Source organism: Corynebacterium sp. AOP40-4SA-5, assembly GCF_052377355.1.
GTDB lineage: Bacteria > Actinomycetota > Actinomycetes > Mycobacteriales > Mycobacteriaceae > Corynebacterium.
The window spans coordinates 45944-70048 of sequence record NZ_JBQSWS010000012.1; the positions used below are offsets into that span (position 1 = coordinate 45944).

At 68.5% G+C, this 24105-nt stretch carries 23 protein-coding genes; 8 read left to right on the plus strand and 15 right to left on the minus strand.

What is annotated here, in order from left to right; translation table 11 throughout:
• The first annotated feature begins 58 nt into the window (after nt 1–58).
• Nucleotides 59–874 (plus strand): hypothetical protein, encoded by an 816-nt coding sequence (locus ACT3S3_RS08900; protein WP_301441728.1) that lies wholly within the window; start codon nt 59–61, stop codon nt 872–874.
• Nucleotides 875–1008: 134 nt separating this feature from the next.
• Here ACT3S3_RS08900 and ndk read toward each other — a convergent pair whose 3' ends face one another.
• Together ndk and ACT3S3_RS08910 are read right to left on the minus strand one after the other, a co-directional pair.
• Nucleotides 1009–1419, minus strand: a complete 411-nt coding sequence (gene ndk / locus ACT3S3_RS08905; protein WP_301441729.1) for a nucleoside-diphosphate kinase — start codon at nt 1417–1419, stop codon at nt 1009–1011.
• Between the two features lie 34 nt (nt 1420–1453).
• A complete protein-coding gene (locus ACT3S3_RS08910) occupies nt 1454–2131 on the minus strand; it encodes a YoaK family protein (protein ID WP_301441730.1) in 678 nt (225 codons plus the stop codon).
• A gap of 111 nt (nt 2132–2242) precedes the next feature.
• Here ACT3S3_RS08910 and ACT3S3_RS08915 point away from each other — a divergent pair, with 111 nt between their 5' ends.
• Nucleotides 2243–2623 (plus strand): GNAT family N-acetyltransferase, encoded by a 381-nt coding sequence (locus tag ACT3S3_RS08915; RefSeq protein WP_301441731.1) that lies wholly within the window; start codon nt 2243–2245, stop codon nt 2621–2623.
• 28 nt (nt 2624–2651) lie between these two features.
• Here ACT3S3_RS08915 and ACT3S3_RS08920 read toward each other — a convergent pair whose 3' ends face one another.
• The 7 genes from ACT3S3_RS08920 to ACT3S3_RS08950 form a co-directional block, all read right to left on the minus strand.
• Nucleotides 2652–3083: a DUF4233 domain-containing protein gene (locus ACT3S3_RS08920; RefSeq protein ID WP_444626686.1), complete on the minus strand. Its 432-nt coding sequence runs from the start codon at nt 3081–3083 to the stop codon at nt 2652–2654.
• A complete protein-coding gene (locus tag ACT3S3_RS08925; protein ID WP_301441732.1) occupies nt 3080–3715 on the minus strand; it encodes an LOG family protein in 636 nt (211 codons plus the stop codon). The genes ACT3S3_RS08920 and ACT3S3_RS08925 overlap by 4 nt, the downstream gene beginning before the upstream one ends.
• The gene (gene folC, locus ACT3S3_RS08930; RefSeq protein ID WP_441578879.1) at nt 3712–5247 is read right to left on the minus strand and encodes a bifunctional tetrahydrofolate synthase/dihydrofolate synthase; all 1536 of its coding nucleotides are present in this window, start codon (nt 5245–5247) and stop codon (nt 3712–3714) included. The genes ACT3S3_RS08925 and folC overlap by 4 nt, the downstream gene beginning before the upstream one ends.
• 10 nt (nt 5248–5257) lie before the next feature.
• Nucleotides 5258–8065: a valine--tRNA ligase gene (locus ACT3S3_RS08935; RefSeq protein ID WP_301441734.1), complete on the minus strand. Its 2808-nt coding sequence runs from the start codon at nt 8063–8065 to the stop codon at nt 5258–5260.
• A gap of 355 nt (nt 8066–8420) precedes the next feature.
• The gene (locus ACT3S3_RS08940) at nt 8421–8945 is read right to left on the minus strand and encodes a carboxymuconolactone decarboxylase family protein (RefSeq protein WP_301441735.1); all 525 of its coding nucleotides are present in this window, start codon (nt 8943–8945) and stop codon (nt 8421–8423) included.
• Nucleotides 8946–8962: 17 nt separating this feature from the next.
• A complete protein-coding gene (locus ACT3S3_RS08945; protein ID WP_301441736.1) occupies nt 8963–9712 on the minus strand; it encodes an MBL fold metallo-hydrolase in 750 nt (249 codons plus the stop codon).
• 276 nt (nt 9713–9988) lie between these two features.
• On the minus strand, nt 9989–10627 hold the full coding sequence (locus ACT3S3_RS08950; RefSeq protein WP_301441737.1) for a metallophosphoesterase: 639 nt from the start codon (nt 10625–10627) through the stop codon (nt 9989–9991).
• A 79-nt stretch (nt 10628–10706) separates the two neighbouring features.
• Between ACT3S3_RS08950 and ACT3S3_RS08955 the strand changes: the two genes are divergently transcribed.
• The 3 genes from ACT3S3_RS08955 to ACT3S3_RS08965 all read left to right on the plus strand — a co-directional run bounded on the left by ACT3S3_RS08955 (nt 10707) and on the right by ACT3S3_RS08965 (nt 15496).
• Nucleotides 10707–12089, plus strand: a complete 1383-nt coding sequence (locus ACT3S3_RS08955) for an NAD-dependent succinate-semialdehyde dehydrogenase (protein WP_301441738.1) — start codon at nt 10707–10709, stop codon at nt 12087–12089.
• A 66-nt stretch (nt 12090–12155) separates the two neighbouring features.
• Nucleotides 12156–13424 carry a metal-dependent hydrolase family protein gene (locus tag ACT3S3_RS08960; protein ID WP_301441739.1) on the plus strand — a complete coding sequence of 423 codons (1269 nt, stop codon included), beginning with the start codon at nt 12156–12158 and terminating at the stop codon, nt 13422–13424.
• Nucleotides 13425–13552: 128 nt separating this feature from the next.
• Nucleotides 13553–15496, plus strand: a complete 1944-nt coding sequence (locus ACT3S3_RS08965) for a solute carrier family 23 protein (protein WP_444626688.1) — start codon at nt 13553–13555, stop codon at nt 15494–15496.
• A gap of 12 nt (nt 15497–15508) precedes the next feature.
• Here the strand turns inward: ACT3S3_RS08965 and ACT3S3_RS08970 are convergent, their stop codons facing one another.
• Genes ACT3S3_RS08970 through ACT3S3_RS08980 form a run of 3 tightly spaced genes read right to left on the minus strand, consistent with a single transcriptional unit; the run spans nt 15509 to nt 17912 of the window.
• Entirely contained in the window at nt 15509–15775 is a 267-nt protein-coding gene (locus ACT3S3_RS08970; protein WP_441578876.1) for a DUF7218 family protein, read from the minus strand.
• Nucleotides 15768–16901, minus strand: coding sequence for an alpha/beta hydrolase (locus tag ACT3S3_RS08975; protein ID WP_301441742.1), 1134 nt, complete (start codon nt 16899–16901; stop codon nt 15768–15770). The genes ACT3S3_RS08970 and ACT3S3_RS08975 overlap by 8 nt, the downstream gene beginning before the upstream one ends.
• A 30-nt stretch (nt 16902–16931) precedes the next feature.
• Nucleotides 16932–17912, minus strand: a complete 981-nt coding sequence (locus ACT3S3_RS08980; RefSeq protein ID WP_301441743.1) for a malate dehydrogenase — start codon at nt 17910–17912, stop codon at nt 16932–16934.
• Nucleotides 17913–18181: 269 nt separating this feature from the next.
• Between ACT3S3_RS08980 and ACT3S3_RS08985 the strand changes: the two genes are divergently transcribed.
• Nucleotides 18182–19135, plus strand: coding sequence for a TetR family transcriptional regulator (locus ACT3S3_RS08985; protein ID WP_441578875.1), 954 nt, complete (start codon nt 18182–18184; stop codon nt 19133–19135).
• A gap of 206 nt (nt 19136–19341) precedes the next feature.
• Here ACT3S3_RS08985 and clpX read toward each other — a convergent pair whose 3' ends face one another.
• Complete coding sequence (gene clpX, locus ACT3S3_RS08990; protein WP_441578886.1) at nt 19342–20619, minus strand: ATP-dependent Clp protease ATP-binding subunit ClpX; 1278 nt, start codon at nt 20617–20619, stop codon at nt 19342–19344.
• A gap of 164 nt (nt 20620–20783) precedes the next feature.
• Between clpX and purU the strand changes: the two genes are divergently transcribed.
• Nucleotides 20784–21743, plus strand: coding sequence for a formyltetrahydrofolate deformylase (gene purU, locus ACT3S3_RS08995; protein ID WP_441578885.1), 960 nt, complete (start codon nt 20784–20786; stop codon nt 21741–21743).
• A gap of 26 nt (nt 21744–21769) precedes the next feature.
• Here the strand turns inward: purU and ACT3S3_RS09000 are convergent, their stop codons facing one another.
• Together ACT3S3_RS09000 and ACT3S3_RS09005 are read right to left on the minus strand one after the other, a co-directional pair.
• Nucleotides 21770–22405 carry a 3-oxoacid CoA-transferase subunit B gene (locus tag ACT3S3_RS09000; protein WP_301443976.1) on the minus strand — a complete coding sequence of 212 codons (636 nt, stop codon included), beginning with the start codon at nt 22403–22405 and terminating at the stop codon, nt 21770–21772.
• A 5-nt stretch (nt 22406–22410) separates the two neighbouring features.
• Nucleotides 22411–23208, minus strand: coding sequence for a CoA transferase subunit A (locus ACT3S3_RS09005; RefSeq protein ID WP_444626690.1), 798 nt, complete (start codon nt 23206–23208; stop codon nt 22411–22413).
• Between the two features lie 73 nt (nt 23209–23281).
• Between ACT3S3_RS09005 and ACT3S3_RS09010 the strand changes: the two genes are divergently transcribed.
• A complete protein-coding gene (locus ACT3S3_RS09010; protein ID WP_441578874.1) occupies nt 23282–24076 on the plus strand; it encodes an IclR family transcriptional regulator domain-containing protein in 795 nt (264 codons plus the stop codon).
• Nucleotides 24077–24105 lie beyond the last annotated feature (29 nt).

The following is a 24105-nucleotide window of genomic DNA, read 5'->3' on the forward strand; positions in this document are numbered from 1 at the left end:
GGGCCCCGCCACACCGCCCCCCGTGCTGCGAGCTGTGCAACACGTTACGGTGGCTTATATGAGCCCCGAATTTCGCACTCTCCAACAGATTCAGGACTCCGTCACCCCCGCCCTCCCCGGGCGCGTGGTGGCGGCCGTGCTGTTCGCCACCTTCGTCGGCGCCTCGTCCTCCCCCATCGCAGGACCGTGGACCCTCTCACTCGCCGCGGTGGTGCTGCTCATCGGCGCAATGTACCTGGGCATGTCGCTGCGGGCGAAGGGACTGCGAAGCAACGAGTACGCCCCGATGCGTGCCGACGACCGTTCCCCGGCGGAGGTCGGCGGCACCATGGAGGAGCCTCAGAGCCCGAACAAGACGCTGCGCACGTTCCTGTCCTTCGCCGTCCCCGGGATCTACGTGCTGATGTGGATCGGTCAGCTGATCGACTCCGCCACCGTCGGGTGGATCTACGCCGCGGTGGTGACGGTGGTGAGCCTGGTGGTCTTCTGGCGCGCATTCGTGATCGAAGGTGCCCGGCCGGAGGGCTACGTCGCACTGTCGACGGTCTTCGCCACCGAGCCGGACTGGTCCCCGTCGGACGACACCGACGCGGTCGCCTCCACCCTCTACGCCGCCCAGGCGGTCCCCGGGGGACGCCAGGTGCGTCGCGACGTCCTCGCCGACCTCTCCGCCCCGCTCCTGTCGGACGCCTCACCGGACGCCTCACGCGACGAGACGCTGGACGCCGCGCTGCGCTCGCTCACCGCACGCGGCCTGGCCGTCGTCCTGCGTGAGCGCAAGGACGCCACCACGGTCGTGCGGTGGGTGACGTTGACCGAGGACGGACGCGACGCCCTCGCGCGCGGACCGGTGGGCACTGCCCCTGTCAGCTGAGTCATGCCCCAGGTCGGGAAATCGGTGTTCTCCTACCTGGGGCATGACCCAGCTGACATGACACAGGCACGGGCACGAAAAACTCCCCGCCACGACCTCGTAGGAGTCGCGGCGGGGAGCCGTGGAGCGGCGGATCAGAGGTTCGGGAACCAGATGCCGATCTCGCGCTCGGCGGACTCCGGGGAGTCGGAGCCGTGGACGACGTTCTCGGCGACGGCCGTGGCGAAGTCGCCGCGGATGGAGCCGGGGGTGGCCTTGGCGACCGGGTCGGTGCCGCCGGCCAGCTGACGCCAGGCGTCGATGGCGCGCTCGCCCTCGACGATGCCCGCGATCATCGGGGCGGAGGTGACGAAGTCGACCAGCTCGCCGAAGAACGGCTTGTCGGCGTGCTCGGCGTAGTGCTTCTCTGCGGTCTCGCGGTCGGCGACACGCAGGTCCAGGGCGGAGAGGGTGAGGCCCTTGCGCTCGATACGGGCGATGATCTCGCCGACGAGGCCGCGGGCGACACCGTCCGGCTTGATGAGGATGAGAGTGCGTTCAGTCATGGGCATCAGCCTACCGAACACGGGTGAACACAAGTTAAAGCGGCAAGCCCAGGCGTCGCCGGCGACTGCGCAGCACCTGGTTGACCACGGTGACGACCACGAGGAAGCCGGTGAGCGGCACGACCGCACTCAGCCCGGCGTGGAAGAAACTCAGCGCACCGACGATCGCCCCGGCCGACAGGCACAGTGCCATGAGCAGCGGGTACACCCACGCCGAGATGCGTCCGCCGAAGAAGGAGTCCACGAACCGTTGTCCGGCCTTCACCAATGTCCCGGTCACGTAGGTCAACGCGATGCTGACCTCCCCGTCGCGTTCGAAGACGGAGTTCAGCGCACCGATGCCCACCGACAGCAGCATCACCGCCCACACCTCGGCGTCGAGGGCCAGCAGCGCGCAGGACGCCACGAAGATCGTCGAGACGGTGGCGAGCACCGCCTCGCGCGAGCGGTAGCGTCCCCACCGGCGGGTGACCAGGCGGTGGACCAGGGCACCGAGCATGACCCCGGCCATGAACAGCACGATGCAGCGTCCCGCCAGGCGCATGAGTTCGGCGTCGTCCTCCACGAAGGAGACGGCCAGGCGGGTGCTGTTGCCGGACATGAACGACAGGAACACCCCGCCGTAGAACATGAAGCCGATGGAGTCGGCGTAGCCGGCGACGGCCGACAGGCACATGGCGAGGACCCGTTCCCCGGGTCGATATGTATTCATCGAAAGGTCATGCTACCCGCGAGGTTGGCCATGTCGGCCCCGCCGTTTCCCTGATAGATTCGACACAGGAAGAACACGGGAACGAGATGACACTGGTGACAAGGAGAGACAATGACTGAACTCACGGACAAGAAAGGGAACCCCGTCACCGTCCGTCTGAGGTCGAAGGGCAACGCCTACGGGCTCTACCTCGCCGACGGCACCCGCGCCGGCGCAGCCTACTTCGTGGACCGCGACACCGAGCACGGTGCGCCGGACGGGCCGGAGCGGATCTTCCACCACACCATCGTCTCCGACGACTACGCCGGCCGTGGGCTGGGAAGCCTGCTGGTCCGCGAGGCCCTGGCCGACACCCGTGATCAGGGACTCACGGTGGTGCCGTCCTGCCAGTTCGTGGCCTCCTGGATCAAGCGCAACGGGTACGACGGCCCGCTCGACGCCCCCACCACCGAGATCGACGAGTACGTCCTGGAGCACGCCGGCGAGGTGTGACCCGCCGCCGCACGTGCGGAGGACCGAATCAGTCGCGGTCCTCGGCGACGTAGTAGTGCTGGGCAGGCAGCAGGCCCTTGTCCATGCGGCTCTTCACGTTCGCCCGCAGTTGGTAGGTGTACCACCAGGCGAGGATGAACAGGATCGCCACGAAGAGCATCGTGGGGTGCACGACCACCCCGATCAGGGCGAAGACCTGCAGGGTGATGTTCATCTTGTCCGCCCAGGGGCGGAACTGCAGGAAGGACGCCACGACCATCGCCAGGCCGAGCACGGCGACGTAGGTCATGTTGAACACGGTGGCGTGCGCCCCGTCGTCGACCACGCCGACCACGGCGAGGACGAGCAGCACGGTGATGGCCTCCATCAGCATGATGCCGGCCATCATCCCCTTCAGCCCCTTGAACGGGTCGACCTGCATCTCGTGTGCGGGCCCCAGGGGGGTGGTGTTCTCACTCACTGCATCCTCATCTCGCCTGTGCCGGTGTGGCTCTTCTGGGACCACTTTGCCGTAGCCGGGGTCCAGGAGTCCAACGCGTTCGCCAGTCCGCAAGGGTCGGTGAGGTGGATCAGGTTGTCGCGGTGTTCGGCGGAGAAGAACCCGCGCTCCACCATCTGGTCGACCATCGCCAGCAGCGGGGCCCAGTAGTCGTCCACGTCGACCAGGGCGACGGGCTTGTGGTGGATGCCCAGCACCTGGCCGGTCCACACCTCGAAGAATTCCTCGAGCGTGCCGATCCCACCGGGCAGGGTGACCATGGCGTCGGCGGTGGACGCCATGCGTTCCTTGCGCTCGTTCATGGTGTCCACGATCTCCAGGCTGGTCAGCCCGGTGTGGCCGGTCTCGCCGTCGTAGAGGTGGCGGGTGATGACACCGTGGACCGCCATGCCGGCGGCCAGGGCGGCGTCGGCGGCCACGCCCATCAGGCCGACCGATCCCCCGCCGTAGACCAGGGAGTGCCCGGCCTCGGCCAGCTGACGGACCACGGCGACCGTGGCCTCGCGGTAGGCCGGGCTGTCGCCGGTGGCCGAGCCGAGGTACAGCGCCACGCGTTTCGGCGCGACGAGGGTGCCGGTCACGGTGCCGCTCATGCCGGGTCCTTGCCGAACAGGGTGCGGGCCTCGCCGGCGGTGACGACCGACCCGGTGACCAGTACGCCGGCGCCGGAGACCTGACTGTCGCCGAAGCCACCGTCGTCCTCGGCGAGCTGGACGGCCAGTTCCACGGCGCCGGGCAGGTTCACCGCCACGTGCACGCGCTCCTCGCCGAAGGCGTCGCGGGCGTACTCGGCGAGGTCCTCGACGTCGACGGCGCGCGGGGAGGTGTTCTGGGTGACGACGATCTCGTCGAGCACCGGCTCCAGGGCGGCCAGGATGCCGCGGGCGTCCTTGTCTCCGAGCACGGAGACCACGCCGACGAGGCGTCGGAAGGAGAAGTCACGGTCCACGGCCTGCGCCAGCGCCTTGGCGCCGTGCGGGTTGTGGGTGGCGTCGATGAACACGTTGGGCGTCGAGCGCACGCGCTCCAGGCGACCCGGCGAGCTGACCTGGGCGAAACCACGCCGGACGGTGTCCTCGTCGAGCATGCGTCCGGCACCGGCGCCGAAGAACGCCTCCACCGCGGCCAGTGCGGTGGCGGCGTTGCGTGCCTGGTGGGCGCCGGAGAGCGGCAGGAAGATGTCGGTGTAGACCCCGCCGAGTCCCTTGAGCGACAGGTTCTGACCGCCGACGGCGACGGCGGACTCCACCACGGCGAACTCCTCGCCCGCGCGGGCGACCGAGGAGTCGGCCTCCACTGCCTGGCGCAGCAGCACCTCGAGGGCCTCGGGTTCCTGCTCGGCGATGACGGCGACGTTGTCCGGCGGGGTGAGCAGGTCGTCGGCGTCCCAGCGCTGCTTGATGATGCCGGCCTTCTCCCCGGCGATCTCGGCCAGCGTGTCGCCGAGGTAGTCGGTGTGGTCCAGCCCGATCGGGGTGACCACGGCGACGTCGGCGTCGATGACGTTGGTGGCGTCCCAGCGTCCGCCGAGGCCGACCTCGACGACGGCGACGTCCACCGGGGCGTCGGCGAAGGCGGCGTAGGCCATGGCCACGAGGATCTCGAACTTGCTCATCCGCGGACCGCCCTCGGCCTCGGACTCGCGGTCGACCATCTCCACGAAGGGCTGGATCTCACGCCAGGTGGCCACGTAGTCCGCCGGGTGCAGCGGCGTGCCGTCGATCGCGATGCGCTCGGTGGCCAGCTGCAGGTGCGGGCTGGTGGTCCGTCCGGTGCGGCGGTGGAAGGCGCGCAGCAGCGACTCGACCATGCGGGTGACCGAGGTCTTGCCGTTGGTCCCGGCGACGTGGATGGCCTGATAGTTACGCTGCGGGCTGCCGAGCAGGTCCATGAGCCGGCGGACGCGGTCGAGGGTGGGGTCGATCTTGGTCTCGGGCCACCGCTCGTTGAGCTCGGCCTCGACCTCGGCGAGGGCGGCGAGGTCGCCGGCGGTCACCGGGCGGGCCAGTTTCGCGGCGTCGTCGTCGGTGTTGGCGGGTTCGGACAGGTCGATCGGCAGGTCGAGGCCGGTGGCGTTGAGCTGGGCCTCGCCGAAGTCGTTGTTCTCGTCGTGCTTGTCAGTCACTGTTGCGGGGTCACTTCCCTGCCAGGTCGGTCAGCCGGGCGTTGATGCGCTCGACCTCGTCGGCGGCGATGCCGCGACGCTCACGGATCTCGGCGACGACCTTCTCCGGCGCCTTGGCCAGGAAGTTGTCGTTGCCGAGCTTCTTGTCTGCGCGCTCGAGCTCCTTGTTGGCCTCGGCCAGGTCCTTCTCCAGGCGCTTGCGCTCGGCGGCGACGTCCACGGTGCCGGACGTGTCCAGCTCCACGGTGATCGTCGCACCCGACAGGCGCAGCTCCACCGACGCCGTCGGCGTGAAGTCCTCGGCCGGGGCGGTGAGTCGGACGATGGAACGCACGGCGTCCTCGAGCCCGGCGAGGTCGGCGGCCGCGGCGTCGAAACGTCCCGGCACCTTCTGGGTGGGCTTGACACCCTGGTCGGCGCGGAAGCGGCGGACCTCGGTGACGAGCTTCTCCACGTCGTCCAGACGACGCACGGCGTCGACGTCCGTCTGCGCCCCACCGTTGGTGTTGGCGGCGGTGGGCCAGTCGGTGACCACGAGGCTGTCGGCGTAGCCGTCGACGCCGTCGGTGAGCACGGTCCACAGGGTCTCGGTGACGAAGGGCATCGAGGGGTGCAGGAGGCGGAAGACGGTGTCGAGCACCCGGCCGAGCACAAGCTGGGTGTTTTCGCCGCGGGTGCGCTCGGCCTCGGTGGCGGCGTCCCAGTCGCGCGGGATCTGCACCTTGGCGATCTCCAGGTACCAGTCGCAGAACTCGCCCCAGGTGAAGCGGTAGAGCGCCTCGTTGGCCACGGCGAACTCGTAGCGGTCCAGGTGGGTGTCGACGAGCACGCGCAGTTCCTCGAGCTTGTCGAGGATCCAGCGGTCCGGGTCGGTGAGCTGTTCGCGGGACGGGAAGGCGTCCTGCCCGTCCACCGGGAGCACGCGGGCACCGTTCATCAGGGCGAACTTCGTGGCGTTGAACAGCTTCGTGGCGAAGTTACGCGAGGACTGCGCGGAGTCCTCACCGATCGGCAGGTCGGTTCCCGGGTTGGCGCCGCGGGCCAGCGTGAAGCGCAGCGCGTCCGCACCGTAGTCGCGGACCCAGTCCATCGGGTCGATGCCGTTGCCCAGCGACTTGGACATCTTGCGGCCGTGCTCGTCGCGGACGAGTCCGTGCAGGAAGACGTCGGTGAAGGGCACCTGGGGGCGTCCGGCACGCTGGTCGGCGGTGGTGCCGGGCTCACCGTTGTCGAGGACGGAGCCCTCGACGGTATCGGCGAAGGTGGCGAACATCATCATGCGCGCGACCCAGAAGAACAGGATGTCGTAGCCGGTGACCAGCACGGACGTCGGGTAGAACTTCGCCAGCTCGTCGGTGGCGTCCGGCCAGCCCATCGTGGAGAACGGCCACAGCGCGGAGCTGAACCACGTGTCCAGCACGTCCTCCTCGCGGTACCAGCCCTCGCCGGTGGGGGCCTCGTCATCCGGGCCGCAGCACACGATCTCGCCGTCGGGTCCGTACCAGATCGGGATGCGGTGGCCCCACCACAGCTGCCGGGAGATGCACCAGTCGTGCATGTCGTCGACCCAGTCGAACCAGCGCGGTTCCTGGGAGGCCGGGTGGATGACCGTGTCGCCCTCGCGGACGGCGTCGCCGGACATCTTCGCCAGCTCCTCGACCTTCACCCACCACTGCTCCGACAGGCGTGGCTCGATGGCCTCGCCGGAACGCTCGGAGTGCCCCACGGAGTGCACGTAGGGGCTGATGCGCTTGACCACGCGCCCCTGCTCCTCCAGTGCCAGGCGGATCTGCTCGCGCGCCTCGAAGCGGTCCATCCCGTCGAAGCGGGTGCCGGTGTTGGCGATGTGGCCGGTCTGGTCGATGACCTCGGGCATGTCGAGGTCGTGGCGGCGGCCCATCTCGAAGTCGTTCGGGTCGTGCGCCGGGGTGATCTTCACCGCGCCGGTACCGAACTCGGGGTCGACGTAGTCGTCGGCGATGACGACCATGCCGTGGCCCTCGATGAACGGGTGCGGCAGGCGGGAACCGACGAGGTCGCGGTAGCGCTCGTCGTCCGGGTGGACGGCCACGGCGACGTCGCCGAGCATCGTCTCCACACGGGTGGTGGCGACGTCCACGTGCGCGCCCTCGCCGGAGGCGTCGCCGTAGCGCAGGGTGACCAGCTCACCCTCGTCGTCGGAGTAGACGACCTCGATGTCGGAGATGGCGGTGCGCAGCACCGGCGACCAGTTGACCATGCGCTTGGCGCGGTAGATCAGGCCGCGGTCGAAGAGCTCCTTGAAGATGGTCTGCACGGCACGCGACAGCCCGTCGTCCAGGGTGAAGCGCTCGCGCTCCCAGTCGACGGAGTCGCCGATCGCGCGCATCTGCGACTGGATCACGCCACCGTACTGTTCCTTCCACTCCCAGACCTTGTCCACGAACTCCTCGCGCCCGTAGTCGAACCGGTCCTTGCCCTCGGTCTCCTTGAGCATGCCCTCGACCTTGGTCTGCGTGGCGATGCCGGCGTGGTCGGAGCCCGGCAGCCAGAGGACCTCGTGGCCCTGCATGCGCTTACGCCGGGCCATGGAGTCCATGAGGGTGTGGTCGAGGGCGTGACCCATGTGCAGCTGACCGGTGACGTTCGGCGGCGGCAGCACGATGGAGAACGGCGGGCGGTCGCTGGTGGCGTCCGCGTGGAAGTAACCCGAGTCGACCCACCCCTGGTAGAGGTCGTTCTCGACGTCCGCGGGGGTCCACTGCTTCGGGAGCCGGTCGGCCCGGGAGGAGGTGTCGGGGTTGCTGCTGGCTGCGCTGGAGCTGGTCTGATCAGTCACGGTAGGACAGTCTAGTGCAGGGCCCGGACATGAACGTGACCGGCTGGTGGGCGTTCCGAGGACCCAGGACGGCTCAGGAAGAGACAGGACGTCGCGCAGCCACTGGTCGACCTCCTCCATCGTCGCCGTGTCCACAACCCCCGCATCGCCGGTGATGCGGTCCCTGGAGATTGTTCGTGTCCGTTCAGCGAGGGCATACGTTGTCCGGTCCAGATCCGGCGCGGTCCCACGAAGCTGCACGCGCAGAAGGACGTGGCCTCCGGGGATTGTCCTCCCGGGGGCCACGTCCTGTGGTTGCCTGCGCGTTTCGCCGGTGGCGGCTACCGCGGCGGGCTGTGCGTCGGCCGAGTGCGGCCTACGCTCCGTCCCAGCTGGTGGGGTTGTCGTCCAGCGGGATCTCGAGGGTCATCAGGAACCGGGCGGTCATCATGTAGTGACCGACCAGCAGCGTGATGATCGCGGCGGACTGCTCGTCCAGGGCCTCGACCACGGCCTCGAAGGTCGGGCCGGCCTTGGGGTTGGCGACCAGGTCGTCGGTGAGCTCCATCGCCTTCTGCTTGGCATCGCTCAGGGAGCTGAAGTCACCGGACTGGATCGCCTTGATCTCGTCCTCGGTGACACCCACGGAGCGGGCCTTGTCGGCGTGCTGCATCCACTCGTAGTCGCTGTGCGAGATCACACCGACGCGCAGGGTGACCATCTCACGGATCTGCGGGTCCAGCGGGGAGTTCGGGAACGAGTTGCCGTAGTCCAGGTAGGCGTCGGTGATCCCGGTGGTGGTGCGCATCAGACCGGCGACGAGGTTCGAGGGGAACCGGTTGTAGACCCGCTTCTCCTCCTCGGTGCCGGTGGACGGGTCGAACAGAGGAATTCGTGACATGACGTGACCTTTCCGATCTAGTGGTTGTCGAAGCCGGTGTCTGCTGCGAAGGTACGTGCGGCCTTCACTGCGTCGGCGAGCTTCATGTTCATCGGGTCGCCGTGACCCGGCAGGATGACGTCGGCGTCGACGCCCTCCAGGAGGTCCAGGGCCTCGAGGGCCTCGGAGCGGGAGTGGTTGAAGAACCACGGGCACGGCTGGGGGCCCTGCTTGGTCGAGCAGGCGTGGCCGGTGACCAGGGCGTCGCCCGTGGCGATCACGCCGACGGAAGGCACCAGGAAGGCACTGTGGCCGGAGGTGTGGCCGTGGGTGGCCACCGGGACCGGACGCCCGGGGATGTCCATGGGACCGTCGCCGACGGGCTGGACGTCGGTGATCTTGATGTCCTGCTCGGCGCCGACCTTCTGCACCCGCTCCCACCATTCCATGGTCTGGGGCATCGGGCCCTGCTCGACCTCGTCGGTGCCGGCCTGCTCGAGGTACTCGCGTGCGGCGTGGTGGACCTCGACCGGGTCGGAGTACACCGGGGTGCCGAAGCGGCGGTGGAACGCGTCCACCGCACCGAGGTGGTCGACGTGGGCGTGGGTCAGCAGGATCGCGCGGACGTCTTCGGGCTTGTGCCCGATCGACCGCAGCGCCTCCTCGATGGCCTCGACGTCGCCGGGCCACCCACCGTCGATCATGGTGAGGTCGCTGCCCTCACGCAGAATTCCGACGTTGACGTCCGTGCCTGACAGGCAGAAGACGTCCTTGGCGATTTCACTCATGGTCTGGAACCTTTCTCTCTTACTGTGCGAAGCCTTGTACGCCTCAGGAAGCGACGTAGAGCGTCCCACGGAGTTGAATGCGTTGCGAGTAACATTTATGTAATCCCGCACCGCCCGAAAAGCCACGGTACCGAGGCTCATCTCGGTACCTGTTCCAAGCCTAAAAGCGAATGAAGGGCAGCGTCGCCTGCCTATTTCTACTGCTATAGCAATCGAAGTGCTGATTATGCCATTAGCGATCTATTTATATCCCGTCAATGTCATTTAGAGACAGCCTCAATGCTTCCATTTCACCGCGCGGGTCACCAGATCCAGCAGCTGGCCGGATGACACTGGTTTCAGGTCGGTGGCCTCGAGGCTGACGTTCACGTTCTTCGGCCTCACCGCCACCGTCGAATGCGTGTGCCCGTGCACCGTGCAGTCGAACCCGTCACGGCTGGTCGCCCCGCCACGCGCCGCCCACCGCGTCAACGCCGGGGTGAGATGGGCGTCCTCCACCTTCCCGGGAGCCGGGATGTGGGTCAGCAGCACCAGCCAGCGGCCCACCTTGACCTGCAGCTCCAGGGAGATGACGTCGAAGACCTGCCGGTACGCCGGCGTCCACTCGACCACCGAGTCGATCCCGAACACGGGATGCACCCTGTCGTGGTTGCCCGGCACCAGGACCATCGTGAAGTCCTTCTCCGCCTTGAGCTGTGCCAACGTCCTCAGCGCCCCGGCGTCGTCACGCACCGAGATGTCGCCGAGGCAGATAAGTGTCGCCCCGTCCGGCACCTCGCGCAGGTTGTCCAGGATCGCCCGGTCATGGGCGGCGACATCGGGGAACCCGCGCAGCGCCGAGACTTTGGCGTGGCCCAGATGCAGGTCCGACACCAACCAGAAACCGTCTGCGCGGGAATCCTCTGTAGCCCCCATGACACCCGAAGCTACCCGGGTACGGGGCCGGCGGCTCGCCTGGGTGACAGTCCCCCACCACCGCGCGTACAACGGGGACATGAGCAACTTCAGTGTGAACAACCCGTCCACCGGACAGACCGAAGACACGTTCACGAGGATCGAGGACGCCGACCGCGACGCCATCCTCGACCGCTCGACCGCCGCCTACAGGCAGTGGCGGACCACCACCGTCGACGAGCGTGCCGCCGTGCTGAACCGCGCCGCCGACCTCTACGAAGAGAAGAAGGACGAACTCGCGTCCTACATCGGGCGTGAGATGGGCAAGCTCGACGGCTGGGCGAAGGCCGAACTCGACATCGTCATCGACATCTACCGCTACTACGCCGAGCACGCCCACGAGCTTCTCGCCGACAAGCAGCTGCCCGCCCAGGGCGCGCGCCACACCTACGTACGCAAGGACCCGATCGGCCCGTTGCTCGGCATCATGCCGTGGAACTTCCCCTACTACCAGGTCGCCCGCTGGGCGGCACCGAACCTCCTGCTCGGCAACTCGCTGGTGCTAAAGCACGCGTCGATCTGCCCACTGTCCTCGCAGGCCTGCCAGGACATCCTGGAGGACGCCGGCCTGCCGCAGGACGTCTTCCAGAACGTCTACGCCTCCGGCTCGCAGATGGACGCCTTCGTCGCCGACCCGCGCATCGCCGCAGTCTCCCTCACCGGTTCCGAGGGCGCCGGCGCAGCGGTCGCCAGGACCGCCGGCGAGAACTACAAGAAGTCCCTGCTCGAGCTCGGCGGCAACGACCCGTTCATCGTCCTCGACGACGACAACCTCGACACCGTCCTCGACCAGTACGTGGGCATCCGCATGTACAACACCGGCCAGGCCTGCAACGCCCCCAAGCGCCTCATCGTGATGGACGGCTTCTACGACCGCGTGGTCGAGGGCCTGGAGAAGCGCATCGGTGCCCTGACCGTCGGCGCGTGGGACGACCCGGAGGCCGACGTCGGACCGCTGTCCTCCATCGACGCCCGCGACGAGATCGTCCAGCGCCTCGCCGACGCCAAGGCCAACGGGGACGCCACCGTCCGCGTCGGCGGCGACGCGATCGACCGGCCCGGCGCATTCATGGAGCCGACGCTGCTCACCGACGTCGACCCGTCGGCGGACGTGGGCTGCAACGAGGTCTTCGGCCCCGTCGCCATCGTCTACAAGGCCGCCGACGTGGACGAGGCCGTGGAGATCGCCAACAACTCCGACTACGGGCTCTCCGGCTCCGTGTGGGGTTCCGACCTGGCGCTCGCCGAGGACGCCGCCGCCCGCCTGGAGGTCGGCATGTCCTTCGTCAACGAGGCCTCCGTCACCGCGGCGGGCCTGCCCTTCGGTGGTGTGGGACGCTCCGGCTACGGCCGTGAGCTCGCCGAGTGGGGCGTCGGCGAGTTCGTCAACGAGCACCTCGTGCGCGTCTCGCCTCTGACATAGGCCTCTGACATAGGCCTCTGGGCCGGGGAAGAAGACCGTTGCCGGCCCCACCTCCGGGGTGTGAAGATGATTGCCTACCCTTCCCCCACCCTGGAGGCAGCAATGACGACCACGTTGTTCCGTAATGCGGCGGTGCTCAACGTCCACCTCGGCGAGATCCGGCCCGACCAGTCCGTGATCGTCGAGGACGGCCTCATCCGTGAGGTCGGCCCGAGCAACGAGGTCCGGGTCACCGACCCCGACCGCGTGATCGACGTGAAGGGCAGGACGCTGATGCCCGGGCTGGTCGACGGCCACGTGCACGTCTACTTCCAGTCCTTCGACACCCCGGAGCTGCTGCGATGGCGGCCGTCCTACCTCGTCGCGAAGGCGGCCCGCAGTCTCAGCGACATGCTGCAGCGCGGGTTCACCACGGTGCGCGACACCGGTGGTGCGGACTTCGCCCTGGCACAGGCGGTCGACGAGGGGGTGCTCGACGGGCCCCGTCTGATCTTCGGGGGCCTGGCCCTCACCCAGACCGGCGGGCACGGCGACGGGCGCAGCCGCAACGAGGTCAACCCCACCGGCTGCTCCCGCTGCCCCACCATCGCCCTGGTCGCCGACGGGGTCGACGAGGTGCGTAAGGGAACCCGCGAGATCCTGCGCACCGGTGCACACCACGTGAAGCTGATGCTCTCCGGCGGGGTGACCTCACCGACCGACAGCATCTCGTCCACCCAGTACAGCGACGAGGAGATCGCCGTCGCCGTCGCCGAGGCGTCCTCCCAGGGCGCGTACGTCACCGGGCACACCTACCTCGCCGGCGCGATCAGCAATGCGCTGCGCATCGGGCTCAAGTGCATCGAGCACGGCAACCTCATCGACGAGACCACGGTGAAGGACTTCATCCGGTACGACGCCTTCCTCGTACCCACCCTGGTCACGTACAACACCATGGACCGGCTGGGGCCTTCCATGGGGCTCTCCGCGGAGAGCCACGCCAAGAACTCGCAGGTCCTGGAGTCCGGCCTCTCCGCCCTCGAGATGGCCCACGCCGAGGGGGTCAAGCTCGTCTACGGCTCCGACCTCATCGGCGGGCAGCAGGTCCACCAGCTGGAGGAGTTCGCGATCCGGCGGGAGGTGCAGCCCGCCATCGACGTGATCCGCGCGGCCACGACCACCGCGGCGGAGCTCGTCGGGTTGGAGGGCCGGATCGGCGTGGTCGGGCCGGAGGCCTACGCCGACCTGATCATCGTCGACGGTGACCCGCTCAAGGACATCTCGGTGCTCACCGACCCGGACAGGTACCTGTCGATGGTCATGAAGGGTGGCGTGGTCTACCGCGACCGGCTGTAGGAGCACCGAGGGCGCCGACAACCCCGGTCGTTGGGCGTCCACGCAGCACCGCATATGCTTTATCCGGTAATTACCGACGCGGGCCCCGCCGCCGGGCCCGCGACCGACGTTTCCCGGAAAGCCGCCACATGAGCTCCAGCACCCGTGCCGACGCGCCCCCAGCGTCCACCCGCCACCCTGTCGACCAGGTACCGCCCAAGGGCAAACTCGCGATCCTGTCCACCCAGCACGTCCTGGCGTTCTACGCCGGTACCGTGGTCGTGCCGCTGCTCATCGCCAGCGGCCTGGGGCTCGACGCCGAGACCACCATCCACCTCATCAACGCCGACCTGTTCACCTGTGGCATCGCCACGTTGATCCAGTCGGTGGGGTTCTGGAAGGTCGGTGTGCGCCTGCCGATCATCCAGGGTGTGACCACCACCGCCATCTCCCCGATCATCGCCATCGGACTGGCCACCACCGGTGGTGAGGGCGGCACGGAGGCACTGCCGGCGATCTACGGGTCGATCATCGTCGCCGGCCTGTTCACCTTCCTCGCCGCACCGTACTTCGCGAAGTTCATCCGGTTCTTCCCGCCGGTGGTCATCGGCACGGTGCTGACCACGATGGGCATCACCCTGCTGGGTGTCGCCGCCAACGACATCACCAACTTCGCCGAGGGCACCCCGGACGCCAGCGACATGGCCTACGCCGGTCTGACCCTGGCGGTGATCCTGCTGGCCCAGCGCTTCTTCAAGGGCTTCCTGGGCACCCTGTCCATCCTCATGGGCCTGGTGGTGGGCACCGTCGTGGCCGTGGCCCTGGGCGACGCGGGCTTCAACGACGTCGGTTCGTCCGACTGGGTCGGTTTCACGACCCCGTTCTACTTCGGCGCCCCGGAGTTCGTGCTCACCGGCATAATCTCCATGTGCATCGTCATGCTGATCACCATGGTGGAGACCACCGGCGACGTCTTCGCCGCCGGTGAGATCGTGGGCAAGCGCATCAAGAAGGAGCACATCTCCGCCGCGCTGCGTGCCGACGGCCTGTCCACCACCCTCGGCGGTGTGCTGAACTCCTTCCCCTACACCTGCTTCGCGCAGAACGTGGGCCTGGTGCGTATGACGCGGGTGCGCTCGCGCTGGGTCGTCGCCGGCGCCGGTGTGATCATGATCGTCATCGGTCTGATCCCCAAGGCCGGCGCGGTGGTCAACGCGATCCCCGGCCCCGTGCTCGGCGCGGCGAGCCTCGCCCTGTTCGCCAACGTGGCCCTGGTCGGCATCCAGACCCTGGGCAAGGTGGACCTGGCGGACAACCGCAACGCCGCGGTGATGACCATCTCCATCGGTCTGGGCATGCTCGTGGCCTTCAAGCCGGACATCGCCCAACTGTTCCCCGACTGGGCGCAGGTGTTCTTCGCCTCGGGCGTGACCACCGGCTCCATCGCCGCGATCCTGTTGAACCTGCTGTTCTTCCACGTCGGACGTCGCACCTCGCCGGACGTCACCCGCGACGCCGGCGGGCGCGCGGTCACCCTGGAGGACGTCAACGCCATGGACCGCGACACCTTCGTGGAGACCTTCGCCCCACTGTTCAACAACACCCTGTGGCCGTTGGAGAACGCCCACGCCGCGGCCCCCTTCGACACCGTCCAGGACCTGCGCGACGCCGTGCAGGAGGCGGTGCTCACCGCCGACCGCGACGACCAGCGCGCCCTCATCCGCGACTACCCCTCCATGGCCGAGCTGCTGCTCGACCCCGAGGCGTCGAAGCGGATCTCCGGCTTCGCCGGTTCGGTGGCGATGGAGGACCTGGACAACATGGACGACGTCGACCGTGAACAGCTCGTGGAACTCTCCGAGAGCTACCGTGAGCGCTTCGGCATGCCCTTCGTCACCTGCCTGGGGCGCCTCGACTCGCGCACCCAGATCATCAGCGAGGGCATCCGCCGCCTGGAGAACTCCCCCGCCCAGGAGCACGTGCAGCTGCTCGGCGAGGTCGTGGAGATCGCCAACGACCGCTTCAACTACATGATCGCCGACGCCAACCCCGTCGCCGCGGCGTGGGAGAGCAAGTTCGACCACCTGGAGTAGGACGCGCGGCGATCAGCTGTCGCGCAGCGCCTCGATCAACTCGTCCTTCGTCATCGACGAGCGTCCGTGGACGTCGAGTTCCTGCGCCCGCTCGTAGAGCTCGTCCCGGGTCCACTCGTCGTAGCTGGGCGACTCCCCGCCCCTGTGCCCGATCTCGGAGCGGGACGTGTTCGCCGCGGCGTTGGCGATACGGGCGGACTTCTCCTTCGACTCCCCCTCCCCGCGCAGCCGTTCGTAGAGTTCCGGGTCCTTGATCGACGGGTTCCTGTTCTCAGCCATGCGCGCCCAGGGTAGTCCCCAGCGCCGACCTCAGGTGCGCGGTGGCCTCCGCCATCGCCGCCCGCGCCCCGGACCACACCGCCACGGAGTTGACGAAGGGGTGCACCAGCCCGCGGTGGCGCCGCAGCGTGACCTCCACCCCGGCGTCCTCCAGCCTGCCCGCGTAGGCCTCTCCCTCGTCACGCAGGGGATCGAACCCGGCCACCGCCACGTACGCCGGGGCGAGTCCGGTGAGGTCGGGTTCCAGCATCGGTGACACCAGCGGGTCGCGCGGGTCGATCGCCTCAGTCAGGTCACCGTTACGCCCCAGGTAGTGGTGCTCGTACCACTCCATCTGCGCGGCGGTGAGGTACAGCCCCTCCTCCCCGAACTCCGCGTAGCTGGCCGAGCGCTGCGACAGGTCCGTCACCGGGACGAAGAGCTGCTGCAGTGCAGGCTGGGCGCGCCCCTGCGCGCGCAGCCACAGGCAGCAGGACGCCGCGAGGTTCCCGCCCGCGGAGTCGCCCGCGACGACGAGGCGTCCTGCGTCCACGGTGGTGTCCGCGACGCGGGCACCGTCCTGCAGGGCGGCGAAGACGGCCGTGGTGTCCTCCAGCGCCGCCGGGAAGGGGTGCTCGGGGGCCAGGCGGTAGTCCACCGCCACCACCGTGACACCGCCGTCGGCGCAGAGGCTGCGGCAGGCGGCGTCGTGGCTGTCGAGGGACCCGGTGACCCAGCCCCCGCCGTGCAGGTACACCAGCGTCGGACGCGGCGAGGCGTCCGCCGGCCGGTGCAGGTAGACGCGTACCGGCACGCCGGCCACCTGCTCCTCACGGACCTCGGCGACGCTCGGACTGCCGCCGGCGATGAAGGCCTCGCGCTCCACGATGCGCCGTGAGTGCACCGGCGGCACGTCCACGATGTCCAGCCCGCTGACCACGCGCAACGCCAGCAGCGTCGCGGTGACGTCCGGGTCCAGGACGTCGCCGTCGCCGTTACGGCGCAACCCCGCCCGCCGCCACGCCGCCCGTGGCACGAGGCCGGCCACCGTACCCAGCAGCCGGGCGCCCAGGCCGACCACCTTGTCGACCGCCCCCGGACGGTAGCGCCCGTTACCCGGATTCAGGTCCGGTGCGTTGTGATCCACATCATTTCCATGAAGCATCTACCTACTGTGTCACAGCATGCCCGCGTCGCGCACCGTGTCGCGCTCCTCCGCCAGCTCGGAGGCACTGTCGGCGATGCGCCGGCGCTGCCGGTCGTCGAGGTCCAGGCCCTGGACGATCTGCCAGACGCCGTCGACCGCGCGGCAGGGGAAGCTGGCGAACAGACCCTCGGCGACCCCGTAGGAACCGTCCGAGCGCAGCGCCACGGACGTCCAGTCACCCTCCGGGGTGCCGTTGAACCAGTCGTGCATGTGGTCCACCGCCGAGGACGCCGCGGACGCCGCCGAGGACGACCCGCGCACGTCGATGATCTCCGCGCCGCGCTGGGCCACCCGCGGGATGAACTCCGAGTCCACCCACTCCGGGTCCAGCGTGCCGGCGACCGGCTCCCCGTCGAGCAGCAGCTCGGCGACGTCCGGGAACTGCGTGTTCGAGTGGTTCCCCCACACGGTCATGCGCGACAGCCGGCCCGGGGTGACACCCAGCTTCCCTGCCACCTGCGCCAGCGCCCGGTTGTGGTCCAGACGCGTCATCGCCGTGACCTGCCCGGCCTCCAGGCCCGCGTGGGCGTCCAGGATCGTGGCATTCGTGTTCGCCGGGTTACCGACGACCAGCACACGCACCCCCGGTGCGGCGTTGGCCGCGATGGCCTTGCCCTGCGGGCCGAAGATCTTGCCGTTGCCGGTGAGCAGGTCCGAACGCTCCTCCCCCTTGCCGCGCGGCTTCGCGCCGACGAGGAACACCGCCTCCGCACCGGCGAAACCCTCGTCCGGGTCGTCGGTGACGGTGATGTCGGCGATGAGGGGGAAGGCCGAGTCGAGCAGCTCCATGGCAACCCCCTCCGCAGCGCGTTTCGCCGCCGGGATCTCCAGCAGACGCAGCTTCACCGGGCGGTCACCGAAGACGTCCCCGGAAGCGACGCGGAACAACAGGGAGTAGGCGATCTGCCCGGCGGCCCCGGTGACGGTGACGGTGATGGGTTGTGTCGGCATGGTGTGCGACCTCGTTCCTTTTCGCGATTGCAGTGGTGTTCGGTGCCCCACCAATGTAGACGTGAGCAACTGTCCCCCTGTTCCGGTGCCCCCTCATAGGTGGGGGCATAAACGTTATGTGCGTCCCTGGCGTGGGTTCCGCTTAGCATGGGAGTACACGGCGACACCCGGTTGCCGCGCCCACGGGAGGATCCCCGACCCCAGCACACGTCCCCGCCGCACCAGTCGCTGCACCAGACGCCGCACCAGACCAGGCCAGGAGCGCCCCATTGATCACTGACCCCGCCGACCTGCCAGGCAGCCACCGGCGATACGACTGCTCCCCGCAGGAGTACCAGCTGGTCCTGGACACCGCGATCCCCGAACTCGTGCGCTCCGGGCTCTCCGCCGACACCCGCGACATCGCCGTCGGTGCGGGTGTACCCGCCACACACCCCCTACTCAGGGACACCCGCGTGCTCTACGACGAGGCCGTGCGCTACGCCTTCCGCCGGCTCTGGCCCCGCCCCGAGGACCTGGACGTGGAACGCCTCGTGCCCGCCGAGGCCGTGCGCTCCCTGGTGCGCACCGCCTACCGGCGCCACCGCGCCGACCCGGACGCCGTGCGCCTGATCATCTCCGAGAACGTCCTGTCCCGCGGGCACCTCGAAGGACGCAACGACGTGCTCGAGACCTCCCCCGTGGTGCTGCAGATCGACCGGGTGCTGATGCGCGGGCAGGACTACGGCGCCTTCCGTCCCGGCATCTCCGCCGAGGACGTGTACGTGCTGATCACGTCCCTGTGCTGCTTCCCCGCCTCCCAGGGCGGGTTGTTCCAGCTGCTCTACGGCACGGACATGGACCACGCCGCCACCGTGGAGGGCCTGGAGAAGTTGGCCTGCGACACCGTGCTGGCCTTCCTGACCACCTCGATGCCCACCACCCAGGGCAGCTCGTACACCCACGCGGCCCCCACCACGCGGACCCCGTCGTCGGTGTCGGCGTCGTTGTACACCGCCGGCGACGGTGGCTCCGTGGAAGAGGTCGTGACCTACCGCGCCGAGGACCTGCCGGAGTACACCGCCCCGCGGGAGTCCCAGGTCTCCTCCTACCCGTCCTTCGACTCCTTCGGTGGGGAGCTGGGTGGTGAGCTCGGTGGGGACAGCTCAGAGGGGCACGGCATCGACACCGACATCCCCGAGGACCCCGACGAGGACCACATCGCCGACCTCTACGACGAGTAGCTCCGGCACCCGATGTCATCTGTGTCATGCCCCAGGCCAGGAAACACCGAAAATCTTGCCTGGGGCATGGCTCAGCTGACATCGCCGGGATCCCGGACCCCCGAACAACCCGGAACCCCGCGCTATTGGTGGTCGACACCCCGATGACCACCAACCGCGCGGGGTTATAGAACGCCGGTCCCGCACTGCAGACCGCGGCGCCCCGGTCAGGCGCTGCGGCGGTCGCGCTCGGCGACCTCCTCGTGGGTGAGCAGCTCGGGCTCGGCCTCGCCGGTCACGCACCCGCCGGAGATGATCACCTCACCGGTGTCCGGGTCGTCCGGGATGGCGTACATCATCGGCAGCAGCAGGTGCTCCACGATCGAGCGCAGGCCACGGGCACCGGTCTCGCGCTCCAGCGCCTTCTTCGCGATCTCGCGCAGGGCGTCGTCCTCGAAGGTGAGCTGCACCCCGTCCATCTCGAAGAGGCGCTGGTACTGGCGCACCAGGGAGTTCTTCGGCTCGGTGAGGATGCGCACCAGGGCGTCCTCGTCGAGGTGGCCGACGTGGGTGATCACCGGCAGGCGGCCGATCAGCTCGGGGATCAGGCCGAACTTGACCATGTCCTCCGGCTCCACGAAGCGGAACGGATCCGGGTCCTCGTCGGACTTGCCGCGGATCTCGGAACCGAAGCCCACGCCCTTGCGTCCACGACGCTCGGCGACGACCTTCTCCAGGCCGGCGAACGCGCCCGAGACGATGAACAGCACGTTCTTCGTGTCGAACTGGATGAGCTCCTGGTTGGGGTGCTTGCGCCCGCCCTGCGGCGGCACGTTGGCGACCGTGCCCTCCAGGATCTTCAGCAGCGCCTGCTGCACACCCTCGCCGGAGACGTCGCGGGTGATCGAGGGGCTCTCGGACTTACGCGAGATCTTGTCGACCTCGTCGACGTAGATGATGCCCTGCTGTGCCTTGGACACGTCGAAGTCCGCCGACTGCAGCAGCTTGAGCAGGATGTTCTCGACGTCCTCACCGACGTAGCCGGCCTCGGTGAGGCTGGTGGCGTCGGCGATGGCGAAGGGCACGTCCAGCATGCGGGCCAGCGACTGGGCCAGGTAGGTCTTGCCCGAGCCGGTGGGCCCGAGCATGAGGATGTTGGACTTGGTCAGCTCCACGGCGTCGTCGCTGCGGCGTGCACCGGCGTTGGCCGTCTCGGCGCGGATACGCTTGTAGTGGTTGTAGACCGCGACGGCGAGGGTGCGCTTGGCCTCGTCCTGCCCGATGACGTACTCGTCGAGGAACGTGGTGATCGCCGCGGGGTGCGGCAGGTCGGCGTCCTCCCCGGCGGGTGTCACGCCGGCGGCGAGCTCCTCCTCGATGATCTCGTTGCAGAGCTCAATGCACTCGTCGCAGATGTACACACCTGACCCTGCGATGAGTTTGCGGACCTGCTTCTGGCTCTTTCCGCAGAACGAACACTTGAGCAGTTCGGCGCTTTCCTGCATCGATGGCATGTGAGACGAACTCTCCTGTGAAACTTGGTGATCCGTTGGTAACGCGTCCGGCCCATCATACCCCCGCGCCCGCAGCGGTGGCGGACGTTCCGGCACAGTGTCGTCGACAGCGGGCGCGTCGGGGTGTAGAGGAGCCGTGGGACCGTGGGGGTAGACTGCCACCGAAGCGACTGCCGCCACCGGGCGGCCAGCCCAACCCAGTTACACCCAGCCCGCCCCCAGCGACCAGGAAGATCCCTTTGTCCCCGTCCATCACCTCCCTGACCGACCACGCCTGTCTGGTGGTCCACGGACCCGACCAGCCCGGCCTGGTCTCCGTGATCGCCGCACTGATAACCCGGAACAAGGGCAATATCATCTCGCTGGACCAGCACTCCTCCGACCCGGAGGACGGCGGGTTCTTCCAGCGCATCGTCTTCCACCGTCAGAACCTCGTCACCGCCATGGACGACATCAGGGCCGACCTGACGGAGACCCTCGAGCCCTACGACATGGCGTGGTCGCTGTCCGACCGCTCTCAGCCCAAGCGCATGGCGATCCTGGCGTCCAAGGACGACCACTGCCTGCTGGACCTGCTGTGGCGCCAGCGCCGCGGGGACCTGCCGGTCTCCATCCCCATGGTGATCTCCAACCACACCGATACCGTCGAGGACGTCCGATCCTTCGGGGTACCGTTCTTCCACGTCCCCTCGCAGGCGGGGCCGGACAAGTCAGAGTCCGAGGCGGAGATCCTGCGTCTGCTGAAGGGCAACGTGGACTTCATCGTCCTGGCCCGCTACATGCAGATCATCTCCAGTGACTTCCTGGAGCAGGTCGGTGTGCCGGTGATCAACATCCACCACTCCTTCCTGCCGGCGTTCATCGGCGCGGCCCCCTACCGCAAAGCCAAGGAGCGCGGGGTGAAGCTCGTCGGCGCCACGGCCCACTACGTGACCGAGAACCTGGACGAGGGCCCGATCATCGAGCAGGACGTGGTGCGCGTCAACCACCGGGACAACGTCGCCGACCTGAAGCGGCTGGGCGCGGAGGTCGAGCGCTCCGTCCTGTCCCGCGCCGTGCTCTGGCACGCCCAGGACAAGGTGATCCGGAACGGGAACACCACGATCGTGTTCTAGTCCCCTCCCCCGCGCAGGACGCCAGGTCACCGCACGGCGAACGGTGCGGCGGTGATCTCGCGCAGTTCCTCCACGCTCACACCGTCGGCGCACTCCACCAGGGTCAGGCCCGCCTCGGCGTCGACCTCGAAGACCGCGTGGGAGGACACGATCAGGTCCACGCACTTCGCCCCGGTCAGCGGCAGGGAGCACTGCTCCACGATCTTCGGCGTGCCCGTCTTGGTCACGTGGTCGGTCATCACGATGATCTTCTGCGCCCCGTGGACCAGGTCCATCGCCCCGCCCATGCCGCGCACGAGCTTGCCCGGCACCATCCAGTTGGCCAGGTCGCCGTAGCGCGAGATCTCCATCGCGCCGAGCACGGCGACGTCCACCGAGCGCGAGCGGATCATGCCGAAGGACTCCGAGGAGCTGAAGAAGCTCGCCCCGGGGTTCACGGTGATGGTCTCCTTGCCGGCGTTGATCAGCTCGGCGTCGACCTCGTCGTCGGTGGGGTACGGCCCCACGCCCAGCACCCCGTTCTCGGAGTGCAGGATCACGTCGATGCCCTCCGGCAGGAAGCCGGGGACCAGCGTCGGCATGCCGATGCCGAGGTTCACGTACTGGCCGTCGGCGAGTTCACGGGCCACGCGTGCGGCCATCTGTTCACGATTCCAGACCATGCTCTCTAGGCCTCCGTCTTGTCGTCGGTCGTCTCGTTGGTCGTCTCGTTGGTCGTCTCGTCGGGTCGGGTCGTGCGGTTCTCGATGCCGGTCTCCTGCGGGCCGACGTGCACCACGCGGTCCACGTAGATGCCGGGCAGGTGGACCTCGCCGGGGTCCAGTTCGTCGACGAGGTGCTCGACCTGGGCGATGGCCACGCGGGCGCACTTGGCGGCCTCGGGGTTGAAGTTCTGGGCGGTCTCGCGGAACACCAGGTTGCCCTTGCGGTCGGCCTTGTGGGCGTGGACCAGGGCGACGTCGGCGTGGATGGCGGTCTCCAGGATGTAGTCCTCACCGTCGAAGGTGCGGGTCTCCTTCGGCTCGGAGAACTCCGCGACGCTGCCGTCCGGGTTGTAGCGCACCGGCAGTCCGCCGGTCGCCAGCTCGGTGCCCACGCCGGCCTTGGTGTAGAACGCCGGCACACCGGCGCCGCCGGCACGCATACGCTCGGCGAGGGTGCCCTGCGGGGTGAACTCCACCGACAGGTCGCCGTTGAGGTACTGCTGGGCGTAGATCCGGTTGGAGCCGATGTAGGAGCCCACCGTGCGGGCGACCCGACGATCCTCCAGCAACGTGCCGAGGCCGAAGCCGTCGGTGCCGCAGTTGTTGGAGATGATCGTGAGGTCGCCGACGCCCAGGTTGCGCACGGCCTCGATCAGCACGGAAGGGATGCCGACCAGGCCGAATCCGCCGACGGCGAGGGAGCTTCCGTCGGTGAGGTCGGCCACCGCCTCGTCTGCTGTGGTGAATGTTTTGTCAAGCATATGGAAAACTGTACACTGGTGTTCGCGCAATGGACAATTGTTCGCTGAATGAACGGATGACGGGAGAAGTTCGGTGACACAGACACAGCACACGACCGAGAAACAGGACGGCGGCCAGGTCCAGTCCTTCGTCCGCGGACTGGCGGTGATCCGCTGCTTCGACGGCGACCACCCCACCCTCACCCTGGCCCAGGTCGCCGAGCGTACGGGCCTGGCCCGCGCCACCGCCCGCCGTTTCCTGCACACCCTGGTCTCCATGGACTACGCCAGCACCGACGGCACGGAGTTCCGCCTGACCTCCCGGGTCCTGGAACTCGGGCACAGCTACCTGTCCTCGCTGTCGCTGCCGGACATCGCCCAGCCCCGCCTGGAGGACCTCTCCCGGCGCATCGGTGAGTCCAGTTCCATGTCGGTGCTCGAGGGCTCCGACGTGGTCTACGTCAGCCGCGTGCCGGTACGCCGGATCATGGCGGTGTCGATCACCATCGGCACCCGCTTCCCCGCCACGGCGACCTCGATGGGACGGGTCCTGCTGGCCGACCTGCCCGCCCACGAGCTCGACGCGATCCTCGACGCCGGCGACCTCCCCGCCCCCACCCCGCGCACCTGCACCTCCCCGGACCAGCTGCGCGCCGAACTGCAGAGCGTGCGCGAACAGGGTTTCGCCCTCGTCGACCAGGAGCTGGAGGTCGGCCTGCGGTCCGTCGCCGCCCCGGTACGTACGCCGGACGGACGGACCGTCGCCGCGGTCAACGTGTCGACCCGCACCGAGGTCCACGACCTCGACGACCTGCACTCCCGCATCATCCCGGAGCTCGTCGCCACCGCCGCCACCATCAGCGACGACCTCGCCGCGCAGCACCCCTGAGATCCCTGACACCCTTGAACCACCACGGA

Coding starts and splice junctions, on each gene's coding strand:
- ACT3S3_RS08900 (WP_301441728.1), top strand. CDS start 59: ATGAGCCCCGAATTTCGCACTCTCCAACAGATTCAGGACTCCGTCACC.
- ndk (WP_301441729.1), bottom strand. CDS start 1,419: ATGACTGAACGCACTCTCATCCTCATCAAGCCGGACGGTGTCGCCCGC.
- ACT3S3_RS08910 (WP_301441730.1), bottom strand. CDS start 2,131: ATGAATACATATCGACCCGGGGAACGGGTCCTCGCCATGTGCCTGTCG.
- ACT3S3_RS08915 (WP_301441731.1), top strand. CDS start 2,243: ATGACTGAACTCACGGACAAGAAAGGGAACCCCGTCACCGTCCGTCTG.
- ACT3S3_RS08925 (WP_301441732.1), bottom strand. CDS start 3,715: ATGAGCGGCACCGTGACCGGCACCCTCGTCGCGCCGAAACGCGTGGCG.
- ACT3S3_RS08940 (WP_301441735.1), bottom strand. CDS start 8,945: ATGTCACGAATTCCTCTGTTCGACCCGTCCACCGGCACCGAGGAGGAG.
- ACT3S3_RS08945 (WP_301441736.1), bottom strand. CDS start 9,712: ATGAGTGAAATCGCCAAGGACGTCTTCTGCCTGTCAGGCACGGACGTC.
- ACT3S3_RS08950 (WP_301441737.1), bottom strand. CDS start 10,627: ATGGGGGCTACAGAGGATTCCCGCGCAGACGGTTTCTGGTTGGTGTCG.
- ACT3S3_RS08955 (WP_301441738.1), top strand. CDS start 10,707: ATGAGCAACTTCAGTGTGAACAACCCGTCCACCGGACAGACCGAAGAC.
- ACT3S3_RS08960 (WP_301441739.1), top strand. CDS start 12,156: ATGATTGCCTACCCTTCCCCCACCCTGGAGGCAGCAATGACGACCACG.
- ACT3S3_RS08965 (WP_444626688.1), top strand. CDS start 13,553: ATGAGCTCCAGCACCCGTGCCGACGCGCCCCCAGCGTCCACCCGCCAC.
- ACT3S3_RS08970 (WP_441578876.1), bottom strand. CDS start 15,775: ATGGCTGAGAACAGGAACCCGTCGATCAAGGACCCGGAACTCTACGAA.
- ACT3S3_RS08980 (WP_301441743.1), bottom strand. CDS start 17,912: ATGCCGACACAACCCATCACCGTCACCGTCACCGGGGCCGCCGGGCAG.
- clpX (WP_441578886.1), bottom strand. CDS start 20,619: ATGCAGGAAAGCGCCGAACTGCTCAAGTGTTCGTTCTGCGGAAAGAGC.
- ACT3S3_RS09000 (WP_301443976.1), bottom strand. CDS start 22,405: ATGGTCTGGAATCGTGAACAGATGGCCGCACGCGTGGCCCGTGAACTC.
- ACT3S3_RS09005 (WP_444626690.1), bottom strand. CDS start 23,208: ATGCTTGACAAAACATTCACCACAGCAGACGAGGCGGTGGCCGACCTC.